This is a genomic window from Nocardia sp. NPDC058666 (assembly GCF_042714895.1).
Lineage (GTDB): Bacteria > Actinomycetota > Actinomycetes > Mycobacteriales > Mycobacteriaceae > Nocardia.
Window position 1 is genome coordinate 117,832 of the sequence record NZ_JBHXRY010000003.1, and the last position, 24,923, is coordinate 142,754.

The 24,923-nt window shown below is 66.7% G+C and carries 22 protein-coding genes; 11 read left to right on the top strand and 11 right to left on the bottom strand.

Features of this window, described 5'->3' with window-relative positions:
* Positions 1–98 precede the first annotated feature (98 nt).
* Genes ACFWVD_RS10050 through uraD form a run of 7 tightly spaced genes read right to left on the bottom strand, consistent with a single transcriptional unit; the run spans position 99 to position 6,827 of the window.
* Positions 99–2,429 carry a xanthine dehydrogenase family protein molybdopterin-binding subunit gene (locus ACFWVD_RS10050; protein ID WP_379241678.1) on the bottom strand — a complete coding sequence of 777 codons (2,331 nt, stop codon included), beginning with the start codon at positions 2,427–2,429 and terminating at the stop codon, positions 99–101.
* Positions 2,426–3,775, bottom strand: a complete 1,350-nt coding sequence (locus tag ACFWVD_RS10055) for an 8-oxoguanine deaminase (RefSeq protein WP_379241679.1) — start codon at positions 3,773–3,775, stop codon at positions 2,426–2,428. Before ACFWVD_RS10055 ends, ACFWVD_RS10050 begins: the two co-directional genes overlap by 4 nt.
* Positions 3,772–4,242: a (2Fe-2S)-binding protein gene (locus tag ACFWVD_RS10060; protein WP_379241981.1), complete on the bottom strand. Its 471-nt coding sequence runs from the start codon at positions 4,240–4,242 to the stop codon at positions 3,772–3,774. The genes ACFWVD_RS10055 and ACFWVD_RS10060 overlap by 4 nt, the downstream gene beginning before the upstream one ends.
* Positions 4,242–5,111: an FAD binding domain-containing protein gene (locus tag ACFWVD_RS10065; RefSeq protein WP_379241680.1), complete on the bottom strand. Its 870-nt coding sequence runs from the start codon at positions 5,109–5,111 to the stop codon at positions 4,242–4,244. Before ACFWVD_RS10065 ends, ACFWVD_RS10060 begins: the two co-directional genes overlap by 1 nt.
* Before the next feature lie 13 nt (positions 5,112–5,124).
* Positions 5,125–5,997 (bottom strand): factor-independent urate hydroxylase, encoded by an 873-nt coding sequence (gene pucL / locus ACFWVD_RS10070; RefSeq protein ID WP_379241681.1) that lies wholly within the window; start codon positions 5,995–5,997, stop codon positions 5,125–5,127.
* Between the two features lie 3 nt (positions 5,998–6,000).
* Positions 6,001–6,297 (bottom strand): hydroxyisourate hydrolase, encoded by a 297-nt coding sequence (uraH, locus tag ACFWVD_RS10075; RefSeq protein WP_379241682.1) that lies wholly within the window; start codon positions 6,295–6,297, stop codon positions 6,001–6,003.
* A complete protein-coding gene (gene uraD, locus ACFWVD_RS10080; RefSeq protein ID WP_379241683.1) occupies positions 6,294–6,827 on the bottom strand; it encodes a 2-oxo-4-hydroxy-4-carboxy-5-ureidoimidazoline decarboxylase in 534 nt (177 codons plus the stop codon). The genes uraH and uraD overlap by 4 nt, the downstream gene beginning before the upstream one ends.
* A gap of 148 nt (positions 6,828–6,975) precedes the next feature.
* Here uraD and ACFWVD_RS10085 point away from each other — a divergent pair, with 148 nt between their 5' ends.
* A complete protein-coding gene (locus ACFWVD_RS10085; RefSeq protein WP_379241684.1) occupies positions 6,976–8,481 on the top strand; it encodes a PucR family transcriptional regulator in 1,506 nt (501 codons plus the stop codon).
* A gap of 86 nt (positions 8,482–8,567) precedes the next feature.
* Here ACFWVD_RS10085 and ACFWVD_RS10090 read toward each other — a convergent pair whose 3' ends face one another.
* Entirely contained in the window at positions 8,568–9,440 is an 873-nt protein-coding gene (locus ACFWVD_RS10090; RefSeq protein WP_379241685.1) for a LysR family transcriptional regulator, read from the bottom strand.
* Positions 9,441–9,510: 70 nt separating this feature from the next.
* Between ACFWVD_RS10090 and dapA the strand changes: the two genes are divergently transcribed.
* Together dapA and ACFWVD_RS10100 are read left to right on the top strand one after the other, a co-directional pair.
* A complete protein-coding gene (gene dapA / locus ACFWVD_RS10095) occupies positions 9,511–10,389 on the top strand; it encodes a 4-hydroxy-tetrahydrodipicolinate synthase (RefSeq protein ID WP_379241686.1) in 879 nt (292 codons plus the stop codon).
* A gap of 65 nt (positions 10,390–10,454) precedes the next feature.
* Positions 10,455–11,984, top strand: coding sequence for a DHA2 family efflux MFS transporter permease subunit (locus tag ACFWVD_RS10100; RefSeq protein ID WP_379241687.1), 1,530 nt, complete (start codon positions 10,455–10,457; stop codon positions 11,982–11,984).
* 54 nt (positions 11,985–12,038) lie between these two features.
* On the opposite strand, the gene ACFWVD_RS10105 is transcribed toward ACFWVD_RS10100, so the two are convergent.
* The gene (locus ACFWVD_RS10105) at positions 12,039–12,470 is read right to left on the bottom strand and encodes an SRPBCC family protein (protein ID WP_379241688.1); all 432 of its coding nucleotides are present in this window, start codon (positions 12,468–12,470) and stop codon (positions 12,039–12,041) included.
* A 246-nt stretch (positions 12,471–12,716) separates the two neighbouring features.
* Here ACFWVD_RS10105 and ACFWVD_RS10110 point away from each other — a divergent pair, with 246 nt between their 5' ends.
* From ACFWVD_RS10110 to ACFWVD_RS10140, 7 genes are all read left to right on the top strand, one after another.
* Entirely contained in the window at positions 12,717–14,096 is a 1,380-nt protein-coding gene (locus ACFWVD_RS10110) for a sensor histidine kinase (RefSeq protein ID WP_379241689.1), read from the top strand.
* The gene (locus tag ACFWVD_RS10115) at positions 14,074–14,487 is read left to right on the top strand and encodes a roadblock/LC7 domain-containing protein (RefSeq protein ID WP_379241690.1); all 414 of its coding nucleotides are present in this window, start codon (positions 14,074–14,076) and stop codon (positions 14,485–14,487) included. The genes ACFWVD_RS10110 and ACFWVD_RS10115 overlap by 23 nt, the downstream gene beginning before the upstream one ends.
* Positions 14,484–14,825, top strand: coding sequence for a DUF742 domain-containing protein (locus ACFWVD_RS10120; protein ID WP_379241691.1), 342 nt, complete (start codon positions 14,484–14,486; stop codon positions 14,823–14,825). The genes ACFWVD_RS10115 and ACFWVD_RS10120 overlap by 4 nt, the downstream gene beginning before the upstream one ends.
* Positions 14,800–15,396, top strand: a complete 597-nt coding sequence (locus ACFWVD_RS10125) for an ATP/GTP-binding protein (RefSeq protein WP_379241692.1) — start codon at positions 14,800–14,802, stop codon at positions 15,394–15,396. The genes ACFWVD_RS10120 and ACFWVD_RS10125 overlap by 26 nt, the downstream gene beginning before the upstream one ends.
* Positions 15,393–16,598, top strand: a complete 1,206-nt coding sequence (locus tag ACFWVD_RS10130) for a cytochrome P450 (RefSeq protein ID WP_379241693.1) — start codon at positions 15,393–15,395, stop codon at positions 16,596–16,598. Before ACFWVD_RS10125 ends, ACFWVD_RS10130 begins: the two co-directional genes overlap by 4 nt.
* Positions 16,599–17,018: 420 nt before the next feature.
* On the top strand, positions 17,019–17,876 hold the full coding sequence (locus ACFWVD_RS10135) for a lytic polysaccharide monooxygenase (protein ID WP_379241694.1): 858 nt from the start codon (positions 17,019–17,021) through the stop codon (positions 17,874–17,876).
* A 136-nt stretch (positions 17,877–18,012) separates the two neighbouring features.
* Positions 18,013–18,405, top strand: coding sequence for a hypothetical protein (locus ACFWVD_RS10140; RefSeq protein WP_379241695.1), 393 nt, complete (start codon positions 18,013–18,015; stop codon positions 18,403–18,405).
* A gap of 58 nt (positions 18,406–18,463) precedes the next feature.
* On the opposite strand, the gene ACFWVD_RS10145 is transcribed toward ACFWVD_RS10140, so the two are convergent.
* Entirely contained in the window at positions 18,464–21,082 is a 2,619-nt protein-coding gene (locus tag ACFWVD_RS10145) for an ATP-dependent Clp protease ATP-binding subunit (RefSeq protein WP_379241696.1), read from the bottom strand.
* 316 nt (positions 21,083–21,398) lie between these two features.
* Between ACFWVD_RS10145 and ACFWVD_RS10150 the strand changes: the two genes are divergently transcribed.
* Positions 21,399–23,462, top strand: a complete 2,064-nt coding sequence (locus tag ACFWVD_RS10150) for an AMP-binding protein (protein WP_379241697.1) — start codon at positions 21,399–21,401, stop codon at positions 23,460–23,462.
* On the opposite strand, the gene ACFWVD_RS10155 is transcribed toward ACFWVD_RS10150, so the two are convergent.
* Positions 23,463–24,890 (bottom strand): amino acid permease, encoded by a 1,428-nt coding sequence (locus ACFWVD_RS10155; RefSeq protein ID WP_379241698.1) that lies wholly within the window; start codon positions 24,888–24,890, stop codon positions 23,463–23,465. It lies immediately after the preceding gene.
* Positions 24,891–24,923 lie beyond the last annotated feature (33 nt).

The following is a 24,923-nucleotide window of genomic DNA, read 5'->3' on the forward strand; positions in this document are numbered from 1 at the left end:
CCTCCTCGGGGCGTAGCCGACCAACGGTCCTGTCGGACCGCTCGGTTCGGGTACTGCTGTTGCGGGGTCTGTCCTGCCGGGCAGGTTGCCCCTGTTGATCAACTGCTCCGGATGATGTCTTCCGGTCGCACCGGCACACGGTTGATGTGCACGTTTCCGCCCTGCGATCGGCACGCGTCACGAATGGCCGCTGCGATCGCCGGGGTCGAAGAGAGGGTGGGCGGCTCTCCCGCGCCGCGCAGCCCGTAGGGGGCGTGCGGATCGGCGTTCTCGAGAATCTCGAGCTTCTGTGGAGGCGTATCGAGGATGGTGGGGATCAGATAGTCCGTGAAGGACGGGTTGAGCACTTTTCCGTTCCTGACCTGAATTTCCTCCATCACTGCCAGGCCGAGGCCCTGCGCTGAGCCGCCGTGGATCTGGCCCTCCAGCGACAGGCGGTTCATGATCTTGCCGACGTCCTGGACCGCGTCCAGGGCGACGACCTTGACCAGGCCCAGTTCGGTATCGACGTCGACCACGGCGCGGTGCACACACAGCGCCAGTTGGGTGTGGCTGGTGCCCTGGCCGGTCACCGGGTCCATCCCGGTGGTCGGGCGGTGGTGGTACTCGCGGGTTTCTTCGATGACCCCCTCATCGAGGACGTCGACGATCGCCGCGAGTACTTCCCCCGTCGTCGACACGACCTTGCCGCCGATCAGGTGCGCGGCGTGGGCGTGACCCTGCGCGACGGCGAGTTCGAGCAGGCGCGTTCGCACCGCCTCGCAGGCCGTCTTCACCGCACCGCCGGTCATGTAGGTCTGCCGGGAGGCCGAGGAGGAGCCCGCGTCGCCGACACCGAGGTCGGCGGGGTGGATGACCACCGCGTCGATGCCGAGTTCGGTGCGGGCGATCTGCGCCTCGACCGTGATCAGGCCTTGACCGACCTCCGCTGCGGCGGTGTGCACGAGCGCGACCGGTTCGCCTCCGATGGTCTCCAAACGCACACGGGCGGTGGAGAAGTCGTCGAAGCCCTCGGAGAAGCAGATGTTCTTGATGCCGACGCCGTAGCCGATGCCGCGCACCACGCCCTCACCGTGGGTGGTCTGCGAAGCGCCACCGGGCAGGTTCCTGATGTCGGAGGCGTCCAAGGCCGGCGGCAGCGGGATCGCACGCACTGCATCGAGCATTTCCGCCAGTGGTGCGGGCGCGTGCACCACCTGTCCGGTCGCCAGCGTCGAACCCTGCGAGACGGCGTTGATCTGACGCACCCGCACCGGATCAAGTCCCAGCGCCTGCGCGACCTTGTCCATCATGGATTCGTGCGCGAAACACGCTTGGACAGCGCCGAATCCACGCATCGCCCCGCACGGCGGGTTGTTGGTGTAGACACCGTAGGCGTCGATCTCGATATGCGGAATCTCGTACGGTCCCACCGCGAGCGATGCCGCGTTGCCGGTGACGTTCAGTGTCGCCGAGGTGTAGGCGCCACCGTCGAGAACGATGAGAACCTTTGCGTAGGTGAGCTTTCCGGCGGCGTCGGCGCCGTATTCATAGAGCATCTTCGCCGGGTGACGGTGCACGTGCCCGAAGAACGATTCCTCGCGGTTGTACACCATCTTGATCGGCTTGCCGGTGCGTAGGGCCAGCATGCCGGCGTGGATCTGCATGGACAGGTCCTCGCGGCCGCCGAAGGCGCCACCGACACCGGCCATGGTCATGCGGATCTGGTCGTCGGCAAGCCCCAGGCACGGGCCGATCTGGGAGGCGTCGTTGTGCATCCACTGGGTGGCGACGTAGAACTCGAGGCCGCCGTCCTCGGCGGGAACGACCATGCCGGATTCGGGACCGAGAAAGGCCTGGTCCTGAATGCCGACTTCGAACTCCTCGGTCACCACCACCGTGGCCATGGCGCGGCCCCGCGTGATGTCGCCGACGCGCACCGGCTGGTGGCGGGCGATACCGCCGCGTTCCTGCACCGCCAGACGTTTCGGCGCCGAGATCACCGCCATCGGGTCGGTGATGGGTTCCAGTATCTCCCAATCGATCTCGATGGCCATGATGGCGCGGCGGGCGGTCTCGGGATGGTCGGCGGCGACCAGGGCGATGGGTTCGCCTTGGTGGCGCACCTCGCCGATGGCCAGGACCGGCTGGTCCCAGGTGTGGTCGAGCCCGTACATCTTGCGACCGGGCACGTCCTGCTCGGTGAGCACCGCGTGCACACCGGTGATCGCCAGTGCGGGCGCGATATCGATGCTGCGGATGATGGCGCGCGGGTGCGGGCTGCGCAGGGTCGCGCCCCACAGCATGCCGTCCATCCACAGGTCGGAGGAGTAGGCGAATTCGCCTTTCACCTTGAGGGTGCCGTCGGGACGCAACGGGCTCTCGCCGATGCCGCCCTTGCCCGGCGCGGCGATCTCGCGGGGGAATCGGGTGGTGGGTGCCGCAGTCATCGAAAGTCCTCTCGCATCAAACGTTTCCGCGCCGCCGCGCCCGCCCGGCCGACCGCATCGTGGGAGACGGTGCGCAGTTCGTCGTTCTCCACCACGGTCCTTCCACCCACGAGCAGCCGAGCCAGTGGCGGCGTCGGGCCGAAGACCAGGGCGCACACGGGATCCTCGACCGCGGCGCGGAACCCGTCGACGCGCCACATCGCGATGTCGGCGAGCTTGCCGGGCTCGAGGCTGCCGAGCTCGTGGTGGCGGCCGAGATTGCGTGCGCCGCCCAATGTTCCGACCTCGAGGGCTTGGCGGGCGGTGAACGCCGTCGGACCCTTCACCGCACGCTGGAACAGCATGGCCTGGCGCATCTCGCCGGCCAGCGACGTCAGCTCACTCGACGCCGCACCGTCCACACCCAGACCCACGGGAGCCCCCGCGGCGAGCAGATCGGTGACCCGCGCGATACCCGCACCGAGTCTGGCGTTGGAACTCGGGCAATGCGCTGTGCCACTGCCGGTTTCGGCGAACCGGCGAATGTCGGCGTCGTGCAGGTGCACCGCGTGCGCGAACCAGACGTCCTCGCCGAGCCAGCCGAGCTTGTCCATGTATTCGACAGGGCTGCAACCCATCTGCTCGACACAGTGCTGGTGTTCGTCGAGGGTTTCAGCGAGATGGGTATGTAGGCGAACACCTTTGGCTCGCGCCAAAGTGGCGGCATCGAGCATCAGACCCTCGCTGACCGAGAACGGTGAGCAGGGCGCGACGGCGACCCGCAGCATCGAATCGAAGGACGGATCGTGATAGGTGTCGATGACTTCGGTGGTGTGGGCCAGGATTTCGTCGCGGTCCTCGACCACCTCGTCCGGTGGCAGGCCACCGTCGGCCTGCCCGCGGTCCATCGAGCCGCGGCACGGGTGGAAGCGCAGACCGATCTCCCGCGCGGCGCGCACCTGCGCCTCGAACAGGTCGCCGCGGCCCTTGGGGAAGATGTAGTGGTGGTCGCTGCTGGTCGTGCAGCCGGTCAGCGCCAGCCAACCCAAACCCGCCGACGCGGCGCCGTAGACGACCTCGGCGTCCATCCGCGCCCACGTCCGGTACAGCCCCGTCAGCCATTCGAACAGCGTCGAGTCCTGGAACAAGCCCTGGGTAGCCCACTGGTAGAGGTGGTGATGGGTGTTGACCAGGCCGGGGGTGACCAGGCAGCCGGTGCCGTCGATGCGCTGGGCACCCGGTGTCACGGGCGCGGGTCCCGGGCCCAGCGACGCGATCCGGCCGTTGTCGACCACGAGATGGCCCGAGGCGATCTCCGGTCCGACGACCGGGGCGATGTAGGCGTTGTCGATCACGACCCTGGTCATCGCGCCGCCTTCCGTTGGGCCGCCAGGCGTACCGCGTCGAGGATCTTCTCGTAACCGGTGCAGCGGCACAGGTTTCCGGCCAGCGCCTCGCGGATCTCCACGTCGGACGGGTCGGGGTTGTGCTCGATCAGGTCGTGGGCCTGCACGATGAGACCCGGTGTGCAGAAACCACATTGGACCGCCCCGGCTTCGACGAACGCCTGCTGCATCGGGTCGAGCTGGTCGCCGTTTGCCAAGCCCTCCACGGTCCGGACCGAACAGCCTTCGGCTTGCCCCGCGGCCACGAGACAGGAACAGACCGGGGTGCCGTTCAAATAGACTGTGCAGGAACCGCATTCGCCCTGCTCGCACGCGTTCTTCGAGCCAGGAAGGCCCATTCGCTCGCGCAGCATGTAGAGCAGGCTCTCGCCCTCCCAGACGTCGTCGACCGTTTCCGTCGAACCGTTCACATCGAAGGTCACGCGCATCAGGCTGCCCTGCTCTCCGCTAGATGGTCGTTCCATGCCCAGGTCAAGGTGCGGCGCGCGAGCACCGACAGTGCGTGTGTGCGGTAGTCCGCGGTGCCACGCACGTCATCGATCGGTTTCGCGGCGGCAGCGGCGAGGGCGCCGAATTCGCGCGACACCCGATCGGTGAGTGGGGCCGGGTTGTCCCAGTTCAGTTGGGCCGCAAGAAATTCCTCGGCCGAGGTCGCGCGCAACGGGGTCGGGCCCGCCGAGCCGATGCCGGTGCGTGCCGAGCGGGTCCGCGGGTACAGCGCGACGGCGAACGAGCACACCGCGATCACCATGGCGTTGCGGGTGCCGACCTTGGCGAAGTACTGCGGCCCCTGCGCGGGTGTCAGCCATACGGCGCGGATCAGCTCGTCGGGCTCGAGAGCGTTCTTCTTCACCCAGACGTAGAAGTCGTCGATCGCGATCATGCGGGTGCCGCGCGCGGCGGATTCCACTTCGACCACCGCGTCACCGGCCAGCAGTGCCGGATGGGCGTCACCGGCAGGCGACGCGCCGCCGAGGTTGCCGCCGACGGTGCCCCGGTTGCGGATCTGCGGCGAGCCGACCGTGCGGGAAGCCTGGGCGAGGCCGGGCAGGCGGTCGCCGAGCCGGTTGATGATCCGCACGTAGGGCACGCCGGCGCCGATCCGGAGCTTGCCGTCGAGCTCCTGGTAGTCGAACAGCTCACGGCACTGGTTGAGGTCGAGCAACGCGGCGGGGCGGCCCCGGTCGAAGTTGAGCTCGACCATGATGTCGGTGCCGCCCTGGATCGGGGTGGCGTCGGGGCGCTGCGCCTTCAGTTCCAGCGCTTGCGCCCAGCTGGTCGGTCGGAGAAAGTCCATCGTCACTCCCGCTTCAGTCCCAGGCCGGTCCGGCGTCGGGGGCGTGTTCGGACAGGACCGAGCCTTCGATGAGGCCGTAGGGGCGGTCGGCGGCCCAGTACACCTCGTTGTCGTTGTCCAGGCCGAACCGGGAGAGATCCACCGCGAAATGGTGCTTGTTGGGCAACGCCAGCCGGACCTCACAGATCTGCGGACAGGTATCCAGCACCCGGGAGCCCATGGCGTAGAGGGTCTGTTGCAACGACAGGCTGTGGGTCTGCGCGAACGCCTCCAGCAGGCACCGGCGGGCGTCGAGGTAGGACTTGTCCCAGTCGTCGGGGATGGTGCTGTGCCGCCACTGCGCGTTGACCTCGGTGGCCAGCACCCGGTCATAGTCTTCGGTCAAGGTCGTGTACTGGTCCTTGATGTAGCCGTGGAACTCCGAGCCGGTGGAGTTCAAGACCACCAGGTCCTTCAATCCCGTGACGACCCAGGCGTTGTCGCCGTCGTAGTGGACGCGGGCGGTCCTGGTCTCCTGGTTGGAACGCACGAACGAGTGCTGCTGGTTGCCCGCGACCGGGATGCGTTCCCACGCGAATTCCTCGAGACTGACCCTGGCGTGGTCGATGGTCGGCTGCGAGTCGACGAAATGCCGCGCCAGCAGCAGGCCGAACGCCTCCGGCGAGGAGATGCCGTGCTCCTTCGCGAAGGCGAACACGGTGTTCTTCTGGGTGTCGGTCGGCAGCACCGCGGCATTGCCGCCGGTGAGATGGGTGTCGTCCATGTCGCCGGACAACGCGACACTGACGTTGAGATCCCGGATCTCGTGCACGCCACCGGTTCTCGTCACCCGCACGACGCGGTTCTCCGACTTGCCATATCTATTGGGGCCCAGCGTGATCGACATTGTTCAGCTACCTCGATAGGTGGAGTAGGAATACGGGCTCACCAGCAGCGGCACGTGATGGTGCTGCTGCGGGTCTGCGATGGTGAAGTCGATGCAGACCCGCGGGTAGAACGGGCTGATGTCGCCGGTCTCGAAAATCAGGCGGTGCACGCCGGCTTCGGGGGTCGGCAGGCCTGTGATGCGGCCGTCGTGGTCGGTGCGATGCTCGGCGAGCGTGATGTCGCGCGCCGTCAGTCGGACGAGCAGGCCGGCGGCGGGGCGGCCGGTTGCCGCGTTGAGCACGTGGGTGGACAGGCTCACCGGTCCTCCAGCAACTTGCGCACCCGCAGTGCGGTGATCTCGGCGAGTTCGGACTGGATGACCGCGCGCTCGTCTTCGACATCGTTGTCCAGACGTTTGCGCAGTTCAGACAGCATTTCCTGGGCGCTTCGGTCGGTCGCGCGGATCAGGAAGACATGCCCGAATCGTTGTTCGTAGGCGAGGTTTCCTTCGGCGAGCTCTCGCAGTACCGCGGGGTCGGCGGTCGCGGCGGCGGATTGCTCGGTGCGCGACCAATTCGCTTCGCGCTGTGCCTGTTTCGAGTCGGGGGCCGAAATGTCCACTGCGGCTTTGTCGCCGATGCGCGGGTGTGCGGAGAGTGCCTGCTCTACCTCCGGCCAACTCAATTCGCGTACTCCGGCTACCGCGGCCGCGATCAGGTGCTCGGTGTTGCTATAGGGACTGCGCGCCACCACTTTTCGTGCCCAGGTAGGGGAGGCGCAGCACGGCAGCAGCTCGGCTTCCGCTCGGTCGGGGGGCAGTGTGTCGAGCCAGTCGATCTTGCCTGACATGTGCTCTCCCCTCGGCGGTTCAACGTGTCAGGTAAGTACACCCGCCCGGGGTCTGCGCAGCTAGAAACGATTGATCTGAACTGTGTGCCAGTTCACAGTGAATACTTTGTAGGTATGTCCAAGCCGCTCGGCTGTTAGCGTCCACACCGTGCGCCTGCGATCCCTGCTCACCATGACCGACCTGGGGCTGGAGCTCGTCACCGGCGAGGATCAGCTCGACCGATTCGTGCGCTGGGTGGTAACCACGGACATGCTCGACCCCGGCCGCTACCTGTCCGGCGGTGAACTCGTCCTGACCGGGCTGCAGTGGCGCGACGACCCCGCGGGCAGCGACGTGTTCGTCGGCGCACTGGCTCGAGCAGGCGTGGCAGGCCTGGCCGCCGGTGACGCCAGGTACGGCGGCGCACCACCGGACGTGGTCGACGCGTGCACCAAGTACGGCATCCCGCTGTTCCGCGTTCCGGAGAGCGTCGCGTTCGCCACGGTCACCGAGCGGATCACCCGCAACCTGTCGACCGGGCGTGCCGCGGACCTGACCGCGATCCTGGACCGACACCGCCAACTGGTCGCGGGCACCGGACTGGGCTCGGTGCTCGAGCTCATCGAACGCGACCTCGGGATGCGCTGCTGGGTGATGGCCTCGACCGGGCGGGTAGTCGCGGGACCACCCCCGCCCCCCACCGAGGTGACCGCCGCCTTCCTCAACGCCCGCCGACTCCCGCACGTCCTGACCGTCGACCGCACCCGCTACTCGCTGTTCGCCGTCGACGAGCACAGCACCTCCCGGGCAGCGGACTGGTTTCTGGTCTTCGAGGGCGATGTCGGCGACTGGCCCGAAGAGCGCCGAGCCCTCACCGGCGAACTGGCCGCGGTCGTGTCCCTCGAACGCGCCCGCCAGGACGACCGGCAGAGCGCGGAAGGTCGTCTCGCGCAGGAACTCATCGAACTGATCGTGTCCGACGCCAAGCCCGCCGAGATCATCTCCCGCCTCGAACTGACCGGCCTGGGTCCCGCCGAGTCCTACATCGCGGTCGTGGCTGCGGCACAAGCAGATTCATTGCGCCCCGGCGAATTACGAGTGCTGCTGCGTGAAATCCTGTACGGCAGAGGGCCTGCCGCCGGTGTCGTCGACGGCGAGGCGATCGCCCTGATCCCCGCAGGCGCCGAAGGATCAGTGATCGATGAAATCCACCGGGCCGTAGCAGCTTTGGAGCCCGGCCTGCGCGGCAGCCGACTATCGGTGGGCGTCAGCGGAGTCGTTGACGGCGAAGGTCTGCGCGGCGCCGTCGAGGAAGCCCGCTACGCCCGCAGACTCGCCGCCGACCGCCACCAGCCCACCAGCGTCGTCGGCCACGACGAACTGGCCACCCACATGCTGCTACTGGCCAGCGTCCCCGACGAGGTCCGCCGCATGTTCCGCCTGCGCCTGCTCGACCCACTCACCAACTACGACCAGGACAACCGCTCCGACCTGGTCCACACCCTGGAAACCTTCCTCGAAGCCTCCGGCTCCTGGACCAAGTCCGCGGACCTGCTCCACGTGCACGTCAACACCCTGCGCTACCGCATCCAACGCATCGAAGAACTCACCGGCCGAGACCTCTCCCGCCTGGAAGACCGCGTCGACTTCTTCCTCGCCCTGGCTTTGCGCTGAGAGATGTCGTATGCCGCTACGAGCCGTCGCTGGATGAAACGAAGGCCCAGTTGGTATTTTGCGGAACGGTACGGAGACGAGGGGTTCTACGCCGCGGCGTGGAGGGCTGTGCGGGCGGCGTGGATGGTGGGGTGTAGGCCGGTGCCGTTTCGGTAGGCGAGGTGGGTGTGGCGGTGGATGGGGAGGGGGGTGAGGGTGATGTTGTCGGGTGGGGCGTAGAGGGCTAGGGCGGGGACTATGGCGGTGCCTGCGCCTGCGGCTACGAGGGTGAGGACGGTGTCGAAGTCGTCGGCGTGGTGGCGGATGTGGGGGGTGAAACCTGTTGCCTGGCAGGCTCGTAGCGTCAGCGTGTGGCAGAGGGTGCCGGGTGTGCCTGCTATCCAGGGGGATTGGCGGTGGGCTTGCAGGGAGTTCTTGGTGGGGACGGGGTTTCGGGTGGCCAGGTAGACGGTTTCGGTGTGCAGGGGCTCGGTGTGTAGGGAGGGGTCGGGGTCGGCGGGGACCAGGTCGTAGTCGTGGGTGAGGGCGATGTCGAGGGTGCCTGCGCGCAGGGCGTTGGGGACGTCGGCGGGGTCGATCTCGGTGACGGTGAGTTCCAGGCGGGGGTGGTTGTTGCTCAGGGTGACCAGGGCGGGGGACAGGAGGGTGCGGGCGGCGGTGGGGAAGGATCCGATGCGCAGGGTTCCCGCCAATTCGTCACGGGTGCAGGCCAATTCGGCGTCGGCGTGTTCGAGGGCGGCCAGGATCGTTTCCGTGTGGCCGACTAGGAGTTCGGCGGCGGGGGTCAGGGTTACGCGGCGGCCCGAGCGTTCCAGCAGGGGGACACCCGCTTCGCGTTCCAGGGCGGTGAGTTGTTGGGACACCGCCGACGGCGTGTAGCTGAGCGCTTCGGCGACAGCCGCGATGGTGCCGCGGTGGGCGAGTTCGCGCAGGAGGCGAAGTTTGCGGACATCGAGCATCAGTTCAGCTTACGGTCGGCATCATGAACGTGTACTGGACCTGATGGTTGTCAAGCCTGACCATGGAGCTATGACATCGCTACACGGACTGTTCGTCCCTTTGATCACCCCGTTCACCGCCGACGGCGCACTCGATCCCGCCGCGCTGGAGCGGCACGCCAACGCCGTGCTGGACGCGGGCGCGAGCGGGTTGGTCGCGCTCGGTACCACCGCCGAGCCTGCCGCGCTCACGCCGGTCGAGCGGGCGCGTGTTCTGGATATCTGTGCAGGCGTGAGCGCGCAACGCAACACTCCGCTGATCGCCTGCGCGGGCGGCAACGCCACCGCCGAATCGGTCGAGGCGATCACGACGCTCCCACACCCCGTCGCGGCGATTCTGTCGGTAGTGCCCTATTACGTGCGCCCCAGCGAGGAAGGCGTGATCGCACACTTCATGCAATTGGCAGCGGTCAGTCCGGCCCCGCTGATCGTCTACGACGTCCCGTACCGCACCGGCCGCCCACTCAGCGGAGCCACCCTGATCCGTCTCGCCAACACCCCCAACATCGCTGGCTTCAAGCACGCCGTCGGTGGAATCGACACGGCCACAGTCGAATTGATGGCCGCCGAAACGGGCACAACAGTGCTGTGCGGTGACGACCGCTTCGCCTCACCCCTGCTCGCGCTGGGCGCACAGGGCGCCATCCTCGCCGCCGCCAACATCGCACCCCGCGAATACGCCGACCTCGTCGCGGCATGGGAAACCGGCGACATCACCCGAGCCCGCACCATCGGCAACAGCCTCGACGCACTGGCCGCCGCCCTGTTCGCCGAACCCAACCCCACGGTCATCAAGGTGGTCCTGGCCGAGCGTGGCGAGATCTCGAGCCCGGCCGTTCGACTGCCGATGCTGCCCGCCTCACCCGCCGCGACCAGCGCCGCACTGGCCGCGACGATCACCCGGGTGTGACGCGCCGAAATCACGAACAGTACATTTCACTGGTCTTCGCGACCGAAAAGTGCTTGGCTTAAACGGTGACGAAACCTCCGGATATCGGCGCCACCGGGCCCGATCCAACAACCGACAAGCTGGACTCCGCCGTACTCAAGGTGGCCGGCGTGGTCGTCCTCGGCGCCGTGATGTCGATCCTCGACATCACCGTGGTCACCGTGGCGATCCCGACCTTCATGCACGAATTCCAGGCCTCGGTCGAGGTCGTGGCCTGGACCATGACCGGCTACACCCTGGCCCTGGCCTCGGTGATCCCGATGACGGGCTGGGCCGCCGACCGCTTCGGCACCAAACGCCTCTACATGGCCGCGCTGACGTTCTTCATCCTCGGCTCGGTGCTGTGTTCGATGGCATGGAGTATCGAATCGCTGATCGCGTTCCGGGTGCTGCAAGGCATCGGCGGCGGCATGCTGATGCCCCTTGGCATGACGATCATGACCCACGCCGCGGGCCCGCAACGGATCGGGCGGGTGATGGCGGTGCTGGGCGTGCCGATGCTGCTCGGACCCATCTGCGGCCCGATCCTGGGTGGCTGGCTCATCGACTCGTTCAGCTGGCACTGGATCTTCCTGATCAACCTGCCACTGGGACTGCTCGCGCTGGTGCTGGCCTTCATCGTGTTCCCCTCCGACAAGCCCAAACCGTCGGAATCGTTCGACTTCGTCGGCATGCTGCTGGCCTCGCCGGGCCTGGCGCTGTTCCTGTTCGGTGTGTCCTCGATCCCGGAGAAGGGCACCGTGCTCGCCGCGCGCGTGCTGATCCCCGCGATCATCGGCGCGGTGCTGCTGGTGCTGTTCGTGTTCCACGCACTGCGCACCGAGCACCCGCTGATCGACATCCGGCTGTTCGCGAACTCGTCGCTGCGCTCCGCGGTGCTGACGATGTCGCTGTTCGCCATCGCGTTCTTCGGCGCCGGGTTCCTGCTGCCCAACTACCTGCAGCAGGTGCGCGGTGAGACCGCCTTCGACACCGGATTGCTGCTGGCGCCACAGGGCATCGGCGCCATGTTGACCATGCCGGTCGCGGGCTTCCTCGTCGACAAGATCGGGCCGGGCAAGATCGTGATGTTCGGCGTCACGTTCATCACCATCGGACTGGCCGGCTTCACCCAGCTGCACGCGGACACCTCGTACCTGCTGATCGGCGGCGCGCTGTTCGTGATGGGTCTTGGCATGGGCTGCACCATGATGCCGGTGATGACCGCCGCCATCCAGACACTGACCCACAGTCAGGTCGCGCGCGGTTCGACACTGATGAACATCATCAACCAGACCGCCGCCTCGATCGGCACCGCGACGATGTCGGTGGTGCTGGCCGCGCAGATCAACGACCATCCCGAAGCCATGCTGGGAATGGCATCGAAGGCCAAACCGGAACTGGCACAAGGGGTTCCGGAATCGGTGATCGCCGACGGGCTGGAACTGGCCGCGACCGCGTTCAGCAACACCTACTGGGTCACGGTGATCCTGGCCGCGCTGACGCTGATACCCGCGTTCTTCCTGCCACGCACCAAACCCAAGGCACCGGTCGACACCGACACCTTGATGGTCTGACCCCGAACGCACGAAAGCCCGGACACCCTATGGCGTCCGGGCTTTCGTCTGTGCTCAGCCGTAGAGCTTGACGAACATTTCCAGGGAACGCTCGATATCGCCGCGCAGAGCCTTCGCCACCGCGGATCCGATCGGGCCGAACAGCGGCGCGCCACCCAGATCGATGTCCACACTCACCTTGGACCCGGTGCCGTGCGGTTCCACGAGCAGGCTCAGGCCGAACTTCGTGCCACCGATGCCGGTGCCGGTCAGTGCCAGCTTGCGCGGCGGCTCGGCGGTGCGCACCTTCCAGGTGACCTTGTTGCGGAAGCCCTTCACGCGGGCGATGCCGACCAGCACGGTGCCCGGTGTCAGGTCGTCGGGCAGGTCGCCACGCCACGCCTCGTGAATGGTCAGCCAGTCGCCCAGGTGTGGGAGATCGGACGCGTGCGCCCAGGCCTGGTCCGGCGGGACGGGCACATCGACGGAGAGCTTCAGTTTCGCCACGCCGCGATGTTATCCGGTACCCGCGGTTCCGCGACATCCGGACCTGCGGTTCGTGACCCGATCTAGGTCAACCGTCCAGTAGTTTGGGCCGTTTCACAGAGCAATTCCGTTGTGAGACAGTATGATCCGCGCCGCTATGGTTCACGGTGCTGCTAGTGTGACCGAGTCGCCGAAACTGAGCCATGTGGATCGGATAACCGAAACGATGCAGCGTCGCGGCATAGATCCACGACGACGAAAGATCTGATGAACTCAGGAATTGCGGCGCTGTTGCTCGTCATCGGAGCACCGCTGTTGCTGCTCGCGATCGCGGTGAGCGTGCTGGCCATGCGCAACGAACGCAACCAGCGACTGCGCGCCGACGCCGCCATCCGCGAACGGCTGGCCTGCGAGAACGCGCTCGTGCACCTGGCGCGGACCACCTTGCCCGCGATCACTACGGCGGTGCGCAGACACGAGATCCCCGCGGTGATGGTGGAACTGCCCGTCGAGCTGGGCGAATCGCAGTTCGGGCAGGCCCTGCAGTGGATCGCCACCGGCCATGCCGAGGATCTGCGCGTGGTCGCCGAGGACACCAGGGCGATGGTCGAACGCTACGGCGAGCAACGTCGCGGGCAGGAAATAGCCGCCGCGCGCGAACACGCGCGCACCGAGCTCGCGGCGACTTCGCGAGCGGCCACCAGCGCCGCGGTGCGCTCGTTCGGCACCTCGGTGGTGAGTCTGGGCACCGATCTGGGCCAGGTCGTCAGCGCCGCGCTGCGCGAACATCGCGACGACGCGATCTACGAAACGCTCACCCGGATCGACCACACCGTGCAGCAGATGATCCGGCAGGCGCAGTCCTACGTGATCGTGTCGGGCGGGCTGCCCGGTCGACGCTGGCCGCAGCAGTCGCTCACCGATGTCGCGGGCGGTGCCACCGGGCGGGTGCGCGAATTCCTGCGCGTGCGGTCGGGGCAGTCCGATCGGATCGTGATCAGCCGCGCGGTCGAACCGCTCGTGCACACCATGGCCACGCTGCTGGACAACGCGCTGCGTTACTCGCCGCCGTCGTCGTTCGTGGAGATCGGTTTCCAGGAAGGCCACCACGGCGTCACCGTCATCATCGACGACGCGGGGATGCGGATGAGTCCCGAACAACTCGAGGACGCGCGCGCGGTGCTCAGTGGCGAACGGCCCGTGGACATCCACGATCTGGGCCCCGCGCCGAAGGTCGGATTCCCCGGCATCGCGGCGCTGGCCCGGCGGTACGGATTCACCGTGCATGTGGACGGGCCCAATATCTTCGGTGGGATGCGGGCGATGATCTATGTGCCGTCGGCACTGCTGGTCAGCGGCGACGCACCCCGGGTCGTAGAGCCTGAACTCGTTGCGCAGGCCCATGTTTCGGCGCCTATCGGGCCGGTGCACCAGCCGGTCGCCGACGTCCACGAGATCACCAGCGGCGGACTGCCCAAGCGCCGCCGCCGGCCTGTCGCCCCGGATTCCGCGGGCGACACCATCGAGTCGGGGCCCGCGCGTCCCGAACTGGCCGCTGCCTGGCACAGCGGATCCCGCAGCGGTCGCGCCGCTGTGGTGCGGCGAACTACGGAAGGATCAGTCGATGAGCACACCGGTGTCCGATAGCACCAACCGATTGGCGTGGCTGCTCGAGGATCTGGAGATCCCGGGCGTGCGTTTCGCGGTCCTGCTGTCCGATGACGGACTGCGCATCGCGCACTCCCGCGGTGTGGTCAAAGACGACGCCGAACGGTTCGCCGCGGCCGCCTCGGGGTTGCGCTCGCTGGGTAAAGCGCTCGCGGAGTTCTGTGGCGGACCGCCGAATGCGGTGCGCCAGAACATGACCGAGTACGACCAGGGCATGATCATGATCACCGCCGCGGGGCCCGGTGCGCTGCTGGGCGTGGCGACCACCGTCGATGTCGACGTCGCACTGGTGGCGCATCGGATGAACGAACTGGCCTCGCGGGTGGGTCACGAGATCGGTAGCGCACCGCGCCACGGTGGCGGGCATTGAGACGCGATCCCGACCTGGTCCGCTCCTATGTGCGCACCGGCGGCCGGGTGCGCGCCGCGCATGACCTGGACCTGGTGACCCTGGTTCGTGCCGTGCACGACGCGCGCGCGGATCATCGGCCCGACGAGCGTCGTCTGCTGGCGTTGGCCAGCCGTCGCGGTGCCCTGTCGATCGCGGAACTGTCGGCCTACCTCGACCTGCCCGCCTCGGTGGTGAAGATCATCGTGTCCGATCTGCTCGACCGCGGTGACCTGCACTGCCCCACACCCGCCCAGGTGAAACCGGAACTGGCCCTGATCAAGGAGGTGCTGCATGGTCTACGCGCCCTCGCGGGATGACATCGACTACGTCGCGGACACCGTGACCCGGTCGGTGAAGATCCTGGTCGCAGGCAATTTCGGGGTCGGCAAGACCACGTTCGTGTGCGGGGTGTCGGAGATCCGGCCGCTGCGCACCGAGGAAACGATCACCGAGGCCAGTATCGGCGTCGACGACTTGGCAGGACTGGGCGATAAGGTATCGACTACTGTCGCACTGGATTTCGGCCGTATCACCCTGAATCCGCAACTGGCGCTGTACCTTTTCGGCACGCCGGGACAGGAACGGTTCGCGCCGCTGTGGGAGGAACTGGCACGCGGCGCGTTGGGTGCGCTGGTGCTGGTGGACACGCGGCGCATCGAGAAAGCCGACGACGTGCTCTCGGCGCTGGAACAGCGTGGCGTGCCGTATGCGGTGGCGGTCAACGAATTCGAAGGATTCCGGCGCTACCCACTCGACGAGGTCCGCGAGGCACTGGATCTGGCCCCGGAGACACCGGTGATCGCGCTGGACGCCCGGCGCCGTGACCAAGGCCTGCAAGCGCTGATCACGTTGGTGGAGTATCTGTTTCGCAGGCAGGAAGCAGCATGACGGTGGACGTTTTCGCCGACCGGCGGGTGGCGATGTGGGCGCCGGAGTTCGCCGCCGATCCGCAGGCCGCCTACCGGGACATGCGCGCACGGTTCGGTTCGGTTGTGCCGGTGGAACTTTCGCCGGGTATCCGGGCGACCCTGGTGATCGGCTACCACACCGCCGTGCGCATCCTCAACGATCCCGAACACTTCCCCGCCGACCCGCGCACATGGGAACGCGACATACCACTGGACTGCCCGGTGCTGCCGATGCTGCAGTTCCGCCCCGCCGCGCTGCGCACCACCGGCGCCGAACACACCAGGTACCGGCAGGCCAACGTCGCCGCGATCGCCGGTGTCGACCTGTACGCGATGCACAGCACCGTCGAACAGTTCGCGATCCCGCTGATCAACAGCTTCTGTGCCGACGGATCCGCAGACCTGTTGAGCCAGTACGCTTTTCCGCTGGTGTTCCAAGCCCTGAACTCGATGCTGGGGTGTACGCCCGAGATCGGCCAGCAGGTCGCCACCGGCATGGCGCAGATCTTCGAAGGCGACGACGCCGAAGCGGGCAACAACCTGCTCGCGTCGGCGCTGGCTGATCTGGTGGGGCTGCGGCAACGTGCGCCCGGCGACGACGTCGCCACCCGACTGCTGCACCATCCCGCGGCGCTGACCGACGAGGAGTTGGTGCACCAACTGCTGGTGCTGTACGGCGCGGGCATCGAACCCATGCTGAACCTGGTGGTCAACACGCTGCGGCTGATGCTCACCGACGACCGGTTCGCGGGCAATGTGCTAGGCGGCAGCCTGTCCACCCGCGACGCACTGGACGAGGTGCTGTTCACCGATCCGCCACTGGCCAACTTCTGCATGACCTACCCGCGGCAGCCGATCCTGATCGACGACAGTTGGCTGCCCGCGCACGAACCGGTGGTGATCAGCATGTCCGCGTGCAACAACGATCCGGCCATCGCCGGGCGCGACGTGGTCGACAACCGAGCGCATCTGGCCTGGAGCGCGGGCCCGCACGGCTGCCCGGCCAAACCCGTGGCGTACCTGATCGTGCAGGACGCCATCGACCAGTTGCTCGACGCCCTACCGGAGTTGACCCTCGCGGTGCCCGCCGAAGATCTGGTGTGGCGCCCTGGCCCCTTTCACCGTTCGCTGGCGGCGCTGCCGGTGACCTTTCCGAAGACTCCGCCGCTGCCGATGCCCTGAGAGCGCCGGGCCCGCCAACGATTTTGGAGGAGTCCCGCAAGGTTTGCCAGGCACCTACTCGCGGGGGCAGCCGCGTGCTAAGTAAGGCGGCTTGTTGCCAACATGGCTACCTATTTCCACCCTCTGGCAAATCTGCGCACGCGCGATACCTGGGCAAATAACTCACCGTTTGCCCCGAGTCGATACCGGTTGGTTCGAAACGGTGATTATTCGCTGAATTCGCACAATGCTGACAAGGCCTGCGAATACCCGTGAGTAGCAGTATTTTTCGCTACCAGGACCCTTGACGGTTGATCTTCGCGTCCCTAACCTTCCAGTCACAGTTCGATATCGAAGTGTTCAGTGTCATCGCTCGAAATGTTTCCCCCGGACAGCAAGCCGGCTGCTGTCCTCCGTGTGCGTTTCCAAGGAGTATTGATAGTGAGAAGTCGAATTCTGTTCTTCGCCGGTGCCGCGGCATTGGCTCCGCTGGTGACCGCGCTGGTTCCGGCCGCGAGTGCGAATGCGCACGGTTGGGTTACCGGACCGGCCAGCAGGCAGGAACAATGTGCCCGTGGCCTGGTGCCCTGCGGTGCGGTGAAATACGAACCGCAGAGTGTGGAAGGCGCGAAAGGTCTGACCACCTGCAGTGCCGGAAAATATCCCGAACTCGATGACGACAATCTGGGTTGGATACCACAAAAGGTCGGCAGCAGTGCGAGTTTCACGTGGAAGAATACCGCGAACCATCGCACGCTGAATTGGGAATACTTTATCGGCAACACCCGGGTCGCGGTGTTCGACGGGCGCAATGAGCAGCCGTCGATGGAAGTAACCCACACCGTCGACCTGTCGAAGTATTCCGGTCGCCAGAAATTGCGTGCGGTCTGGAATATCGGCGATACTGCGGCAGCCTTCTACAGTTGCGTGGATCTGGAGGTCGGTGGCGGTGGCGGCACTACGCCGACCACGACCACCCCGAAGCCCACCACATCCGAGCCGACCACCAGCACTCCGGCGCCCACCACCACACCCCCGGCGACCACCACCAAACCGCCGGTCACCACCACGAACCCCCCGGCCACGACCACGAAACCGCCCGCCACCACCACGCCGGGACATCACCATCCGACCACCACGGCCGCGCCCGCCGGATCCGCGTGGCGGCACGGTGCCACCTACGCCATCGGCGACAAGGTCACCTACCAGGGCGCGACCTACAGCTGCAGGCAGGCGCACACCGTCCACGACCCGAACTGGACGCCGCCGAACACACCCGCGCTCTGGTCGCGGATGTAGATATCGAGGCGAGGCCGATGAGTGGGAAACGGTTTGTGTGTTCTCCCACGATCGGTCCACGAATGGGGTGAGGATGGGGAACGACTCGCCGGCCTCGCGTTCGGTCGGCCCCGCATCACAAGGACGTGAGAACACTATGAGTGACAGGAAATTCGCCCTCACCGTCGCGGCACTCGGGGCGGCCGTGCTGACCACGACGGTCGGTGCCCCCACCGCCTCGGCCGCAGTTTCGCAGTTGACCGTGCAGCCCTATTTCAGCGTCGGCTCGTCGACGAACTACGGGACGGGGTGCACGCATCAGCTGCTGGCCAGGCTCAGTGTCGGCATCGTTCCTGTCGAGTTCTACGACAACGGCGCACTGCTGGCCGTGGTCGCCCCGACCGACGGCATCGCCCGGTTGCCCTGGGTGCCGTCCTACGCCGGGGCGCACACGCTGACCGCCGTCCAGGACGGCATCGGCAACAGTGTGAACGTGTCGGTGGGCAGGGGTTTCCTGTTCGGGTATTCCTGCATCGTCACCGGGGGCTGACCCCAGCGACACCTGTGGCCCCGATTCTGATGAACCGGGGCCACAGTCGTGTGAAGGCCTACTTCGACGCGAGTTTCTTGTCGTCGCCCTTCTTGCTCGCGGCCTTCTTGGCGGGCTTCTTCGCCGCCTTCTTCGCGGCGGGCGCCGAACCGTTGGTGTCGGCCTTGGCGGCAGGCTTGGCGTCGGTGTCGCCGTCGTCGGGGTTCACCGCGGTCACGACCAGATCGCCGTCGACGGCATCGACCTTGACGGTGCCCCCGGGCCGCAGACCGCCGTCGAGCAGCAGTCGTGAGATCCGGTTGTCCAGCTCCTTCTGTACCGTGCGACGCAACGGGCGCGCCCCGAACTCGGGCTGAAAACCGCGCTCGCTCAACCAGTCCACCGCGGGCTGACTGATATCGAGTTCCACGTCCTGCGCGGCCAACATGCGCCGGGTGCGGTCCAGGATCAGCTCCACGATCTGTTCCAGCTGCTCCATGTCCAGGCGATGGAACACGATCTGCTCATCGATGCGGTTGAGGAACTCGGGCCGGAAGTGTTGGCGCAGCATCTCTTCCAGCTCCGGCACGATCGAATCGAGATCGCCGGGAGGTGCCTCGAGGATGATGTTGGAACCGATATTGGACGTCATGATCACGATCGTGTTCTTGAAATCGACTGTGCGGCCCTTGGAATCGGTGACACGCCCGTCGTCGAGCAACTGCAGCAACACATTGAACACATCGGGGTGCGCCTTCTCGACCTCGTCGAACAGGATCACCGAATACGGCTGACGCCGCACCTTGTCGGTGAGCTGCGCGGCATCGTCGTAGCCGACATATCCGGGAGGGGCACCGACCAGTCGCGAGACCGTGTGCTTCTCCTGGAACTCGCTCATGTCGAACCGGATCAGCCGGTCCTCGTCGCCGAACACGGCCTCGGCCAGTGCCTTGGCCAGCTCGGTCTTGCCGACGCCGGTGGGGCCGAGGAACAGGAACGAGCCGATCGGCCGGTTGGGATCCTTCAAGCCCGCACGGGCGCGACGCACTGCTTCGGCGACCGCCACGATCGCCTCGTTCTGGCCGATCACCCGCTTGTGCAGCACGTCTTCCAGTTGCAGCAGCTTGTGCTTCTCCTCCGCGGTCAAATCGGCCACCGGAATGCCGGTGCGGCGCGAGATCACCTCGGCGATGTCGACCACCTCCACGACCGGTTCGGTCGCGGTGAGCCCGGACTCCTGCAGTTCCTCTTCGGCGACCGCGATATCGACCTTGAGCGCCTTGGCCTTCTCGTAGTCCTCGTTGTCGACCGCGGCGTCCTTCTCCCGGTACAGCCGGGCGATCTCCTCGTCCTTGGCCTTGACCTCCGGGTCGGGCGTGCCCGAACGCAGCCGCACGCGCGCGCCCGCCTGATCGACCAGGTCGATCGCCTTGTCGGGCATGAACCGGTCGGTGATGTAGCGATCCGACAGCTGCGCCGCGGCGACCAGCGACTCGTCGGAGTAGCGGACCTGGTGGTGTTCCTCGTACACATCGGCCAGGCCGCGCAGGATCTGGATGGTGTCGTCGACCGAGGGTTCCGACACCATCACCGGCTGGAATCGGCGTTCCAGCGCGGCGTCCTTCTCGATGTACTTGCGGTACTCGTCGATGGTGGTCGCGCCGACCACGTGCAGATCGCCGCGAGCCAGGGCCGGCTTGAGCAGGTTGCCCGCGTCCATCGCGCCTTCGCCGCCACCACCGGCACCGACGATGGTGTGCAGCTCGTCGATGAAGATGATCAGCTCGTCCTTGTGCGCGCGGACCTCGTCGAGGATCTTGGTCAGCCGCTCCTCGAACTCGCCGCGATACTTGCTGCCCGCCACCAGCGAGCCGACATCCAGCGCGATCACGCGACGGTCGGCCAGGGTCACCGGCACATCACCGTTGACGATGCGCTGGGCCAGCCCCTCCACGATCGCGGTCTTACCGACACCGGGATCGCCGATGAGCACCGGGTTGTTCTTGCGCCGGCGCGACAGGATCTCGATGGTCTCCTCGATCTCCTCCGCACGGCCCACGACCGGGTCGATCAGCCCCTCACGGGCCTCGGCGGTGAGGTCGCGGCCGTATTCGTCCAGTGTGGGTGTCTCGGAGTCGGGCTGCTGACGCTTCGAGGGCGCGGTGGCCATCGGGGTGCCCGGCGCGGGGACGCCACCGCTCTGGGTGGCTGCGATCCCGGCGACCAGGGCCTGCGCGGCCACGCTGTCGGGCAGCGACGCGATGCCGAGCAGAATGTGCTCGGGCCCGATGTAGCTGCTGCCGGCCTGGGCCGCTTGCCGTTGCGCCGCGCGCAGGGCGAGCTTGGTCGACGGGCTGAGCGTGATGTCGGCGAGGTCGTCCTCGCTGGGCTCGCCGGTGTCGAGGTAGTCCTCCATCTGCTCGGCGACCTGATCGGGATCCAGGCTGAGCTCGGCCACGATGCTGCGACCCGGCTCGGCCTCGGTGGCGGCGTAGAGCAGGTGCTCAGGGGTGATTTCCGGGTTTCCCCATTCCTGGGCGGCCTCGCGGGCGGTACCGACCAGCAACTTCGCGTTGTCGGTCATCAGCCTGCCGAGGTCCATGCGCTGCACCGGAGGCTTCGACGACATCCCGGAACCGAAAAACCGCTGGAAGATGTCGTCGAACGGGTCCATCGAGCTCGGCCAGCTAGCAGTCATTCCACACCTCTTCGCTCGTTGCGCCGCTCATCGCGACGACTCATGAAGATCGGGTCGGTACTGCTAGCAATACTTCGGCATACACCGGCGGTGTGCAAGCAATTGGACAGTTTCACATCGGCGATGTCGGCAGGTGTGGCGGACAAGACAAAGTCCGGTCGAAACCGCACCGAACCACCGGTTTTGTCTGATTCTTGATGTGGGGGCGTCGCGGCCGGGTAGCGTGGCGACCCGCGAGGTGGTATCGACCACCGCGCCCATATTTGCCCGCCGACCACACGGGTCGAACAGGCCGACGGGAAGTAGAGCACGCAGTTTGGTCACCGACGTCATCGATGTCAGCGCGGATTTCACCATCGCGCGGCAAGCACTGTGGGATGTCCTGCTGGATCCGCAGAGCTATCCACGCATGTTCACCGGCATCGGCAGTTGTGAACCGGTCGAACGCCCCGACGGGGCGGTCCACTGGCAGGTACGGATCGGCTCGGCCGGCGCCGGGATCCGGACCCACGAGTTCGTGCTGGTCATCGGCCGCTGGTACGAGAGTTTCGAACTGCGCAGTCCGCTGCTGGGAAGTTTCGCCTCGGTCCGCCTGCGTGGCGACCAGCAGCGCACCCGCCTGGAAATCACCCTGTTCGCCACCGCGCGGGTGCATCCGGTGCTCGAGCAGAGCAACAACGCGCTGGTCACCGACTGGGTCAAGGCCGGATTGCGGCGCACCGCCGACGTGATCGCGGGCACCCGATCCTCGGTGGTGGTCAACGCCGAACGGTCGATGGTGCGCCGCAATGCCGGGGTCGCGCGCAATATCGCGGCCACCGGATTGATGGGGCCCGATCCGGTGTCGCTGGTGAGACAGCTTCGCTCCCTGTCGAAATGGGGCTTCAACCTGGCGGGCGGCTACGCGGCGGGTGCGGCGTGCACCCCGGATCGACTCGCGCTGATCGACCCGAGCGGGGATCGCACCTTCGCCGAGGTCGATGCCAGGTCCACGGCGCTGGCCGCGGCGATGTACGCGCAGGGCCTGCGCAAGGGTGACGCGATCGGTCTGCTGGCGCGCAATCACGCGGGCATGGTCGAAACCATGGTCGCCGCGGGCAAACTCGGCGTGGACGTTGCCCTGCTGAACGCGGGGCTGTCGGGGCGTCGGATCGAGGAGATCGTGCAGCGGCATCGCCTGAGCGCGGTGTTCGTCGACGGTGAACTGGAAACGCTGATCCGCTACCTGCACAGCGATGTGCCGCGCTACACCACCGACGATTGCCCGCCCGATACCGATCGCCGCACCGTCGACGACCTGATCACGCAGGCGCACACCGACTTTCCGGTGCCGTCGAATCCCGGTCGGTTGATCGTGCTCACCTCCGGCACCAGCGGTGCGCCCAAGGGCGCGCGTCGTCCGCACGCCAAGGGTTTCGGCACCATCGCCGCGCTGCTGTCGCGGATTCCGTTGCGTGTGGAAGAGGTCATGCTCATTCCCGCGCCGCTGTTCCACACCTGGGGTCTGGCGGGGTTGCAGTTGAGCACCGCGTTGCGCGCGACCGTGGTGTTGCAGGACGGTTTCGACGCCGCGGACTGCCTGCGCGCGGTGGCGCAGCACCGGATCACCACGTTGATCGTGGTGCCGACGATGGTGGAACGCCTGCTCGACGTGCCCGAAGAGGTTCGCGCGCAGTGTGATCTGTCGAGTCTGCGTTTCGTGGTCAGTTGCGGTGCGCCGCTGTCGGGGGCCACGGTGCTGCGGTTCCTGGACGACTACGGCGACATTCTCTACAACGTGTACGGCTCGACCGAGGTGTCGTGGGCCAGTATCGCCACCCCCGACGACCTGCGGGTATCGCCGACAACCGCGGGTCGCCCGCCGCTGGGTACGCGCGTCGCGGTGCTGGGTCCGGATCTGCGTCCGGTGCCGGTGGGTTCCACCGGGCACATCTTCGTGGCCAATCACATGCTGTTCGACGGTTACGTCAACTCCGCGCCGCCCGAGGAAGCCGACGGGATGCTCGACACCGGCGACCTCGGTTATGTCGACGCCGCGGGCCGACTGTTCGTGGACGGTCGCGACGACGAGATGATCATCTCCGGTGGTGAGAACGTGTTTCCGCGGCCGGTCGAGGAGGCGTTGGCGCATCTGCCGCAGGTCGCCGAGGTGGCCGTGGTCGGGGTGCCGGACAAGGAGTTCGGTCAGCGGCTGGTCGCGTTCGTGGTGAAACGCGAAGGCGCCGGCCTGGATTCGGACATGGTGCGCACCTATGTACGCAACCGCCTCAGTCGGTTCTCGGTCCCGCGCGACGTCACGTTCGTGAACGCGCTGCCGCGCGGGGAAACCGGGAAGATCCTCAAACGGGTGCTCGTGCCGGGGTCGGCATTGAGCGAGTAACTACTTGTCCAGTGACGGTGCGGTCCGGTTCATCACCGAATGCTTGCGGGAATAGAAGTAGTAGATGACCAGACCCACCGCCAGCCAGCCGAGGAATCGCCACCAGGTCTGCGACGGCAGCGACCAGATCAGGTAGGCCGAGAAGCCGATGCCGATCAGCGGGATCACCGGCATGAACGGCAGCTTGAAGCTGCGCGGTGCGTCGGGCCTGGTGCGGCGCAACACGATCACCGAGATCGACACCACGATGAAGGCCATCAGGATGCCGATATTGGTGAGCTCGGCGACGGTGTTGATCGGCAGCACACCGGCCAGGATCGCCGAGCCGATGCCCACGATCCAGGTGACCCTGGTGGGGACCTTGCGGGTGGGGTGGGTCTTGGCGAACCAGATCGGCAGCAGGCCGTCGCGGCTCATCGCGAACCATACCCGGGTCACGCCCAGCATGAACGTGAGCACCACGGTCATGATGCCTACGATCGCGCCGATCGCGATGATGTTGGCAACGCCCGGCATTCCCACCGATTCGAACGCGGTGGAGAAACCGCTGGTCGGGCTGATTTCGGTGTACTTCTGCATCCCGGTGAGCACGAGCGTGCACAGCACGTACAACACCATCGCGATGGCCAGGGAGTAGATGATCGCCTTGGGTAGGTGCTTGCGTCCGTCGATGGATTCCTCGGCGGCGGTACTCATCGCGTCGTAACCGAACACCGCGAAGAACACCGTGGCCGCGCCCGTCCACACCGCGCCGGTGCCGTACGGGAAGTAGGGGTCGTAGTTGGCGCTGTCGATGTGGAACACGCCCAGCACCACGATGAGCACGACCAGTGCGACCTTGATGCCGACCGCGACCGTTTCGAACCGTCCGACGCTGCCGATGCCGCGCGACAGCACCCATGCGGTGCCCAGACAGAACAGCACCGCGAACAGGTCGACCACGCGGCCGTCGCCGGTGTCGGGTGCGCCCAGCATCCATTCGGGCAGGGTCAACCCGACCTGGTCGAGCAGGAACCCGAAGTAACCGGACACGCCGATCGCGACCACCGCCGCCACGGCGATGTACTCGAGCAGCAGGTCCCAGCCGATGAACCAGCCCGCGAGCTCGCCCAGCGAGACATAGCCGTAGGTGTAGGCCGAGCCGGCTTTGGGGACCATGCCCGCGAATTCGGCGTAACACAGTGCCGCCGCGGCACTGGCGACACCGGCGATCAGGAACGAGATCAGCACGGCCGGGCCGGTGACCGAGTGCGCGACCGAGCCCGCGAGGGTGAAGATGCCGGCACCGATGATGCCGCCGACGCCGATGGCGGTGAGCTGCCACAGGCCAAGCGATTTGGCCAGGCGCTCGTCGACGGGTACTTCGTCATCGACTTCCATCAGTGGTTTGCGGCGCAGCATTTGTGTGCGCAGCTGGGCGAAAGACATTTCGCGTTCCCTTTCCTCGGCGCACACCGCCGC

Excerpts from the sequence above, each read along its gene's own strand:
- ACFWVD_RS10155 (WP_379241698.1), bottom strand. The coding sequence starts at position 24,890 with ATGTCTTTCGCCCAGCTGCGCACACAAATGCTGCGCCGCAAACCACTG.
- uraD (WP_379241683.1), bottom strand. The coding sequence starts at position 6,827 with ATGTCAGGCAAGATCGACTGGCTCGACACACTGCCCCCCGACCGAGCG.
- ACFWVD_RS10145 (WP_379241696.1), bottom strand. The coding sequence starts at position 21,082 with ATGACTGCTAGCTGGCCGAGCTCGATGGACCCGTTCGACGACATCTTC.
- ACFWVD_RS10110 (WP_379241689.1), top strand. The coding sequence starts at position 12,717 with ATGAACTCAGGAATTGCGGCGCTGTTGCTCGTCATCGGAGCACCGCTG.
- ACFWVD_RS10140 (WP_379241695.1), top strand. The coding sequence starts at position 18,013 with ATGAGTGACAGGAAATTCGCCCTCACCGTCGCGGCACTCGGGGCGGCC.
- dapA (WP_379241686.1), top strand. The coding sequence starts at position 9,511 with ATGACATCGCTACACGGACTGTTCGTCCCTTTGATCACCCCGTTCACC.
- ACFWVD_RS10055 (WP_379241679.1), bottom strand. The coding sequence starts at position 3,775 with ATGACCAGGGTCGTGATCGACAACGCCTACATCGCCCCGGTCGTCGGA.
- ACFWVD_RS10050 (WP_379241678.1), bottom strand. The coding sequence starts at position 2,429 with ATGACTGCGGCACCCACCACCCGATTCCCCCGCGAGATCGCCGCGCCG.
- ACFWVD_RS10115 (WP_379241690.1), top strand. The coding sequence starts at position 14,074 with ATGAGCACACCGGTGTCCGATAGCACCAACCGATTGGCGTGGCTGCTC.
- ACFWVD_RS10125 (WP_379241692.1), top strand. The coding sequence starts at position 14,800 with ATGGTCTACGCGCCCTCGCGGGATGACATCGACTACGTCGCGGACACC.
- pucL (WP_379241681.1), bottom strand. The coding sequence starts at position 5,997 with ATGTCGATCACGCTGGGCCCCAATAGATATGGCAAGTCGGAGAACCGC.
- ACFWVD_RS10060 (WP_379241981.1), bottom strand. The coding sequence starts at position 4,242 with ATGCGCGTGACCTTCGATGTGAACGGTTCGACGGAAACGGTCGACGAC.
- ACFWVD_RS10130 (WP_379241693.1), top strand. The coding sequence starts at position 15,393 with ATGACGGTGGACGTTTTCGCCGACCGGCGGGTGGCGATGTGGGCGCCG.
- ACFWVD_RS10090 (WP_379241685.1), bottom strand. The coding sequence starts at position 9,440 with ATGCTCGATGTCCGCAAACTTCGCCTCCTGCGCGAACTCGCCCACCGC.
- ACFWVD_RS10065 (WP_379241680.1), bottom strand. The coding sequence starts at position 5,111 with ATGGACTTTCTCCGACCGACCAGCTGGGCGCAAGCGCTGGAACTGAAG.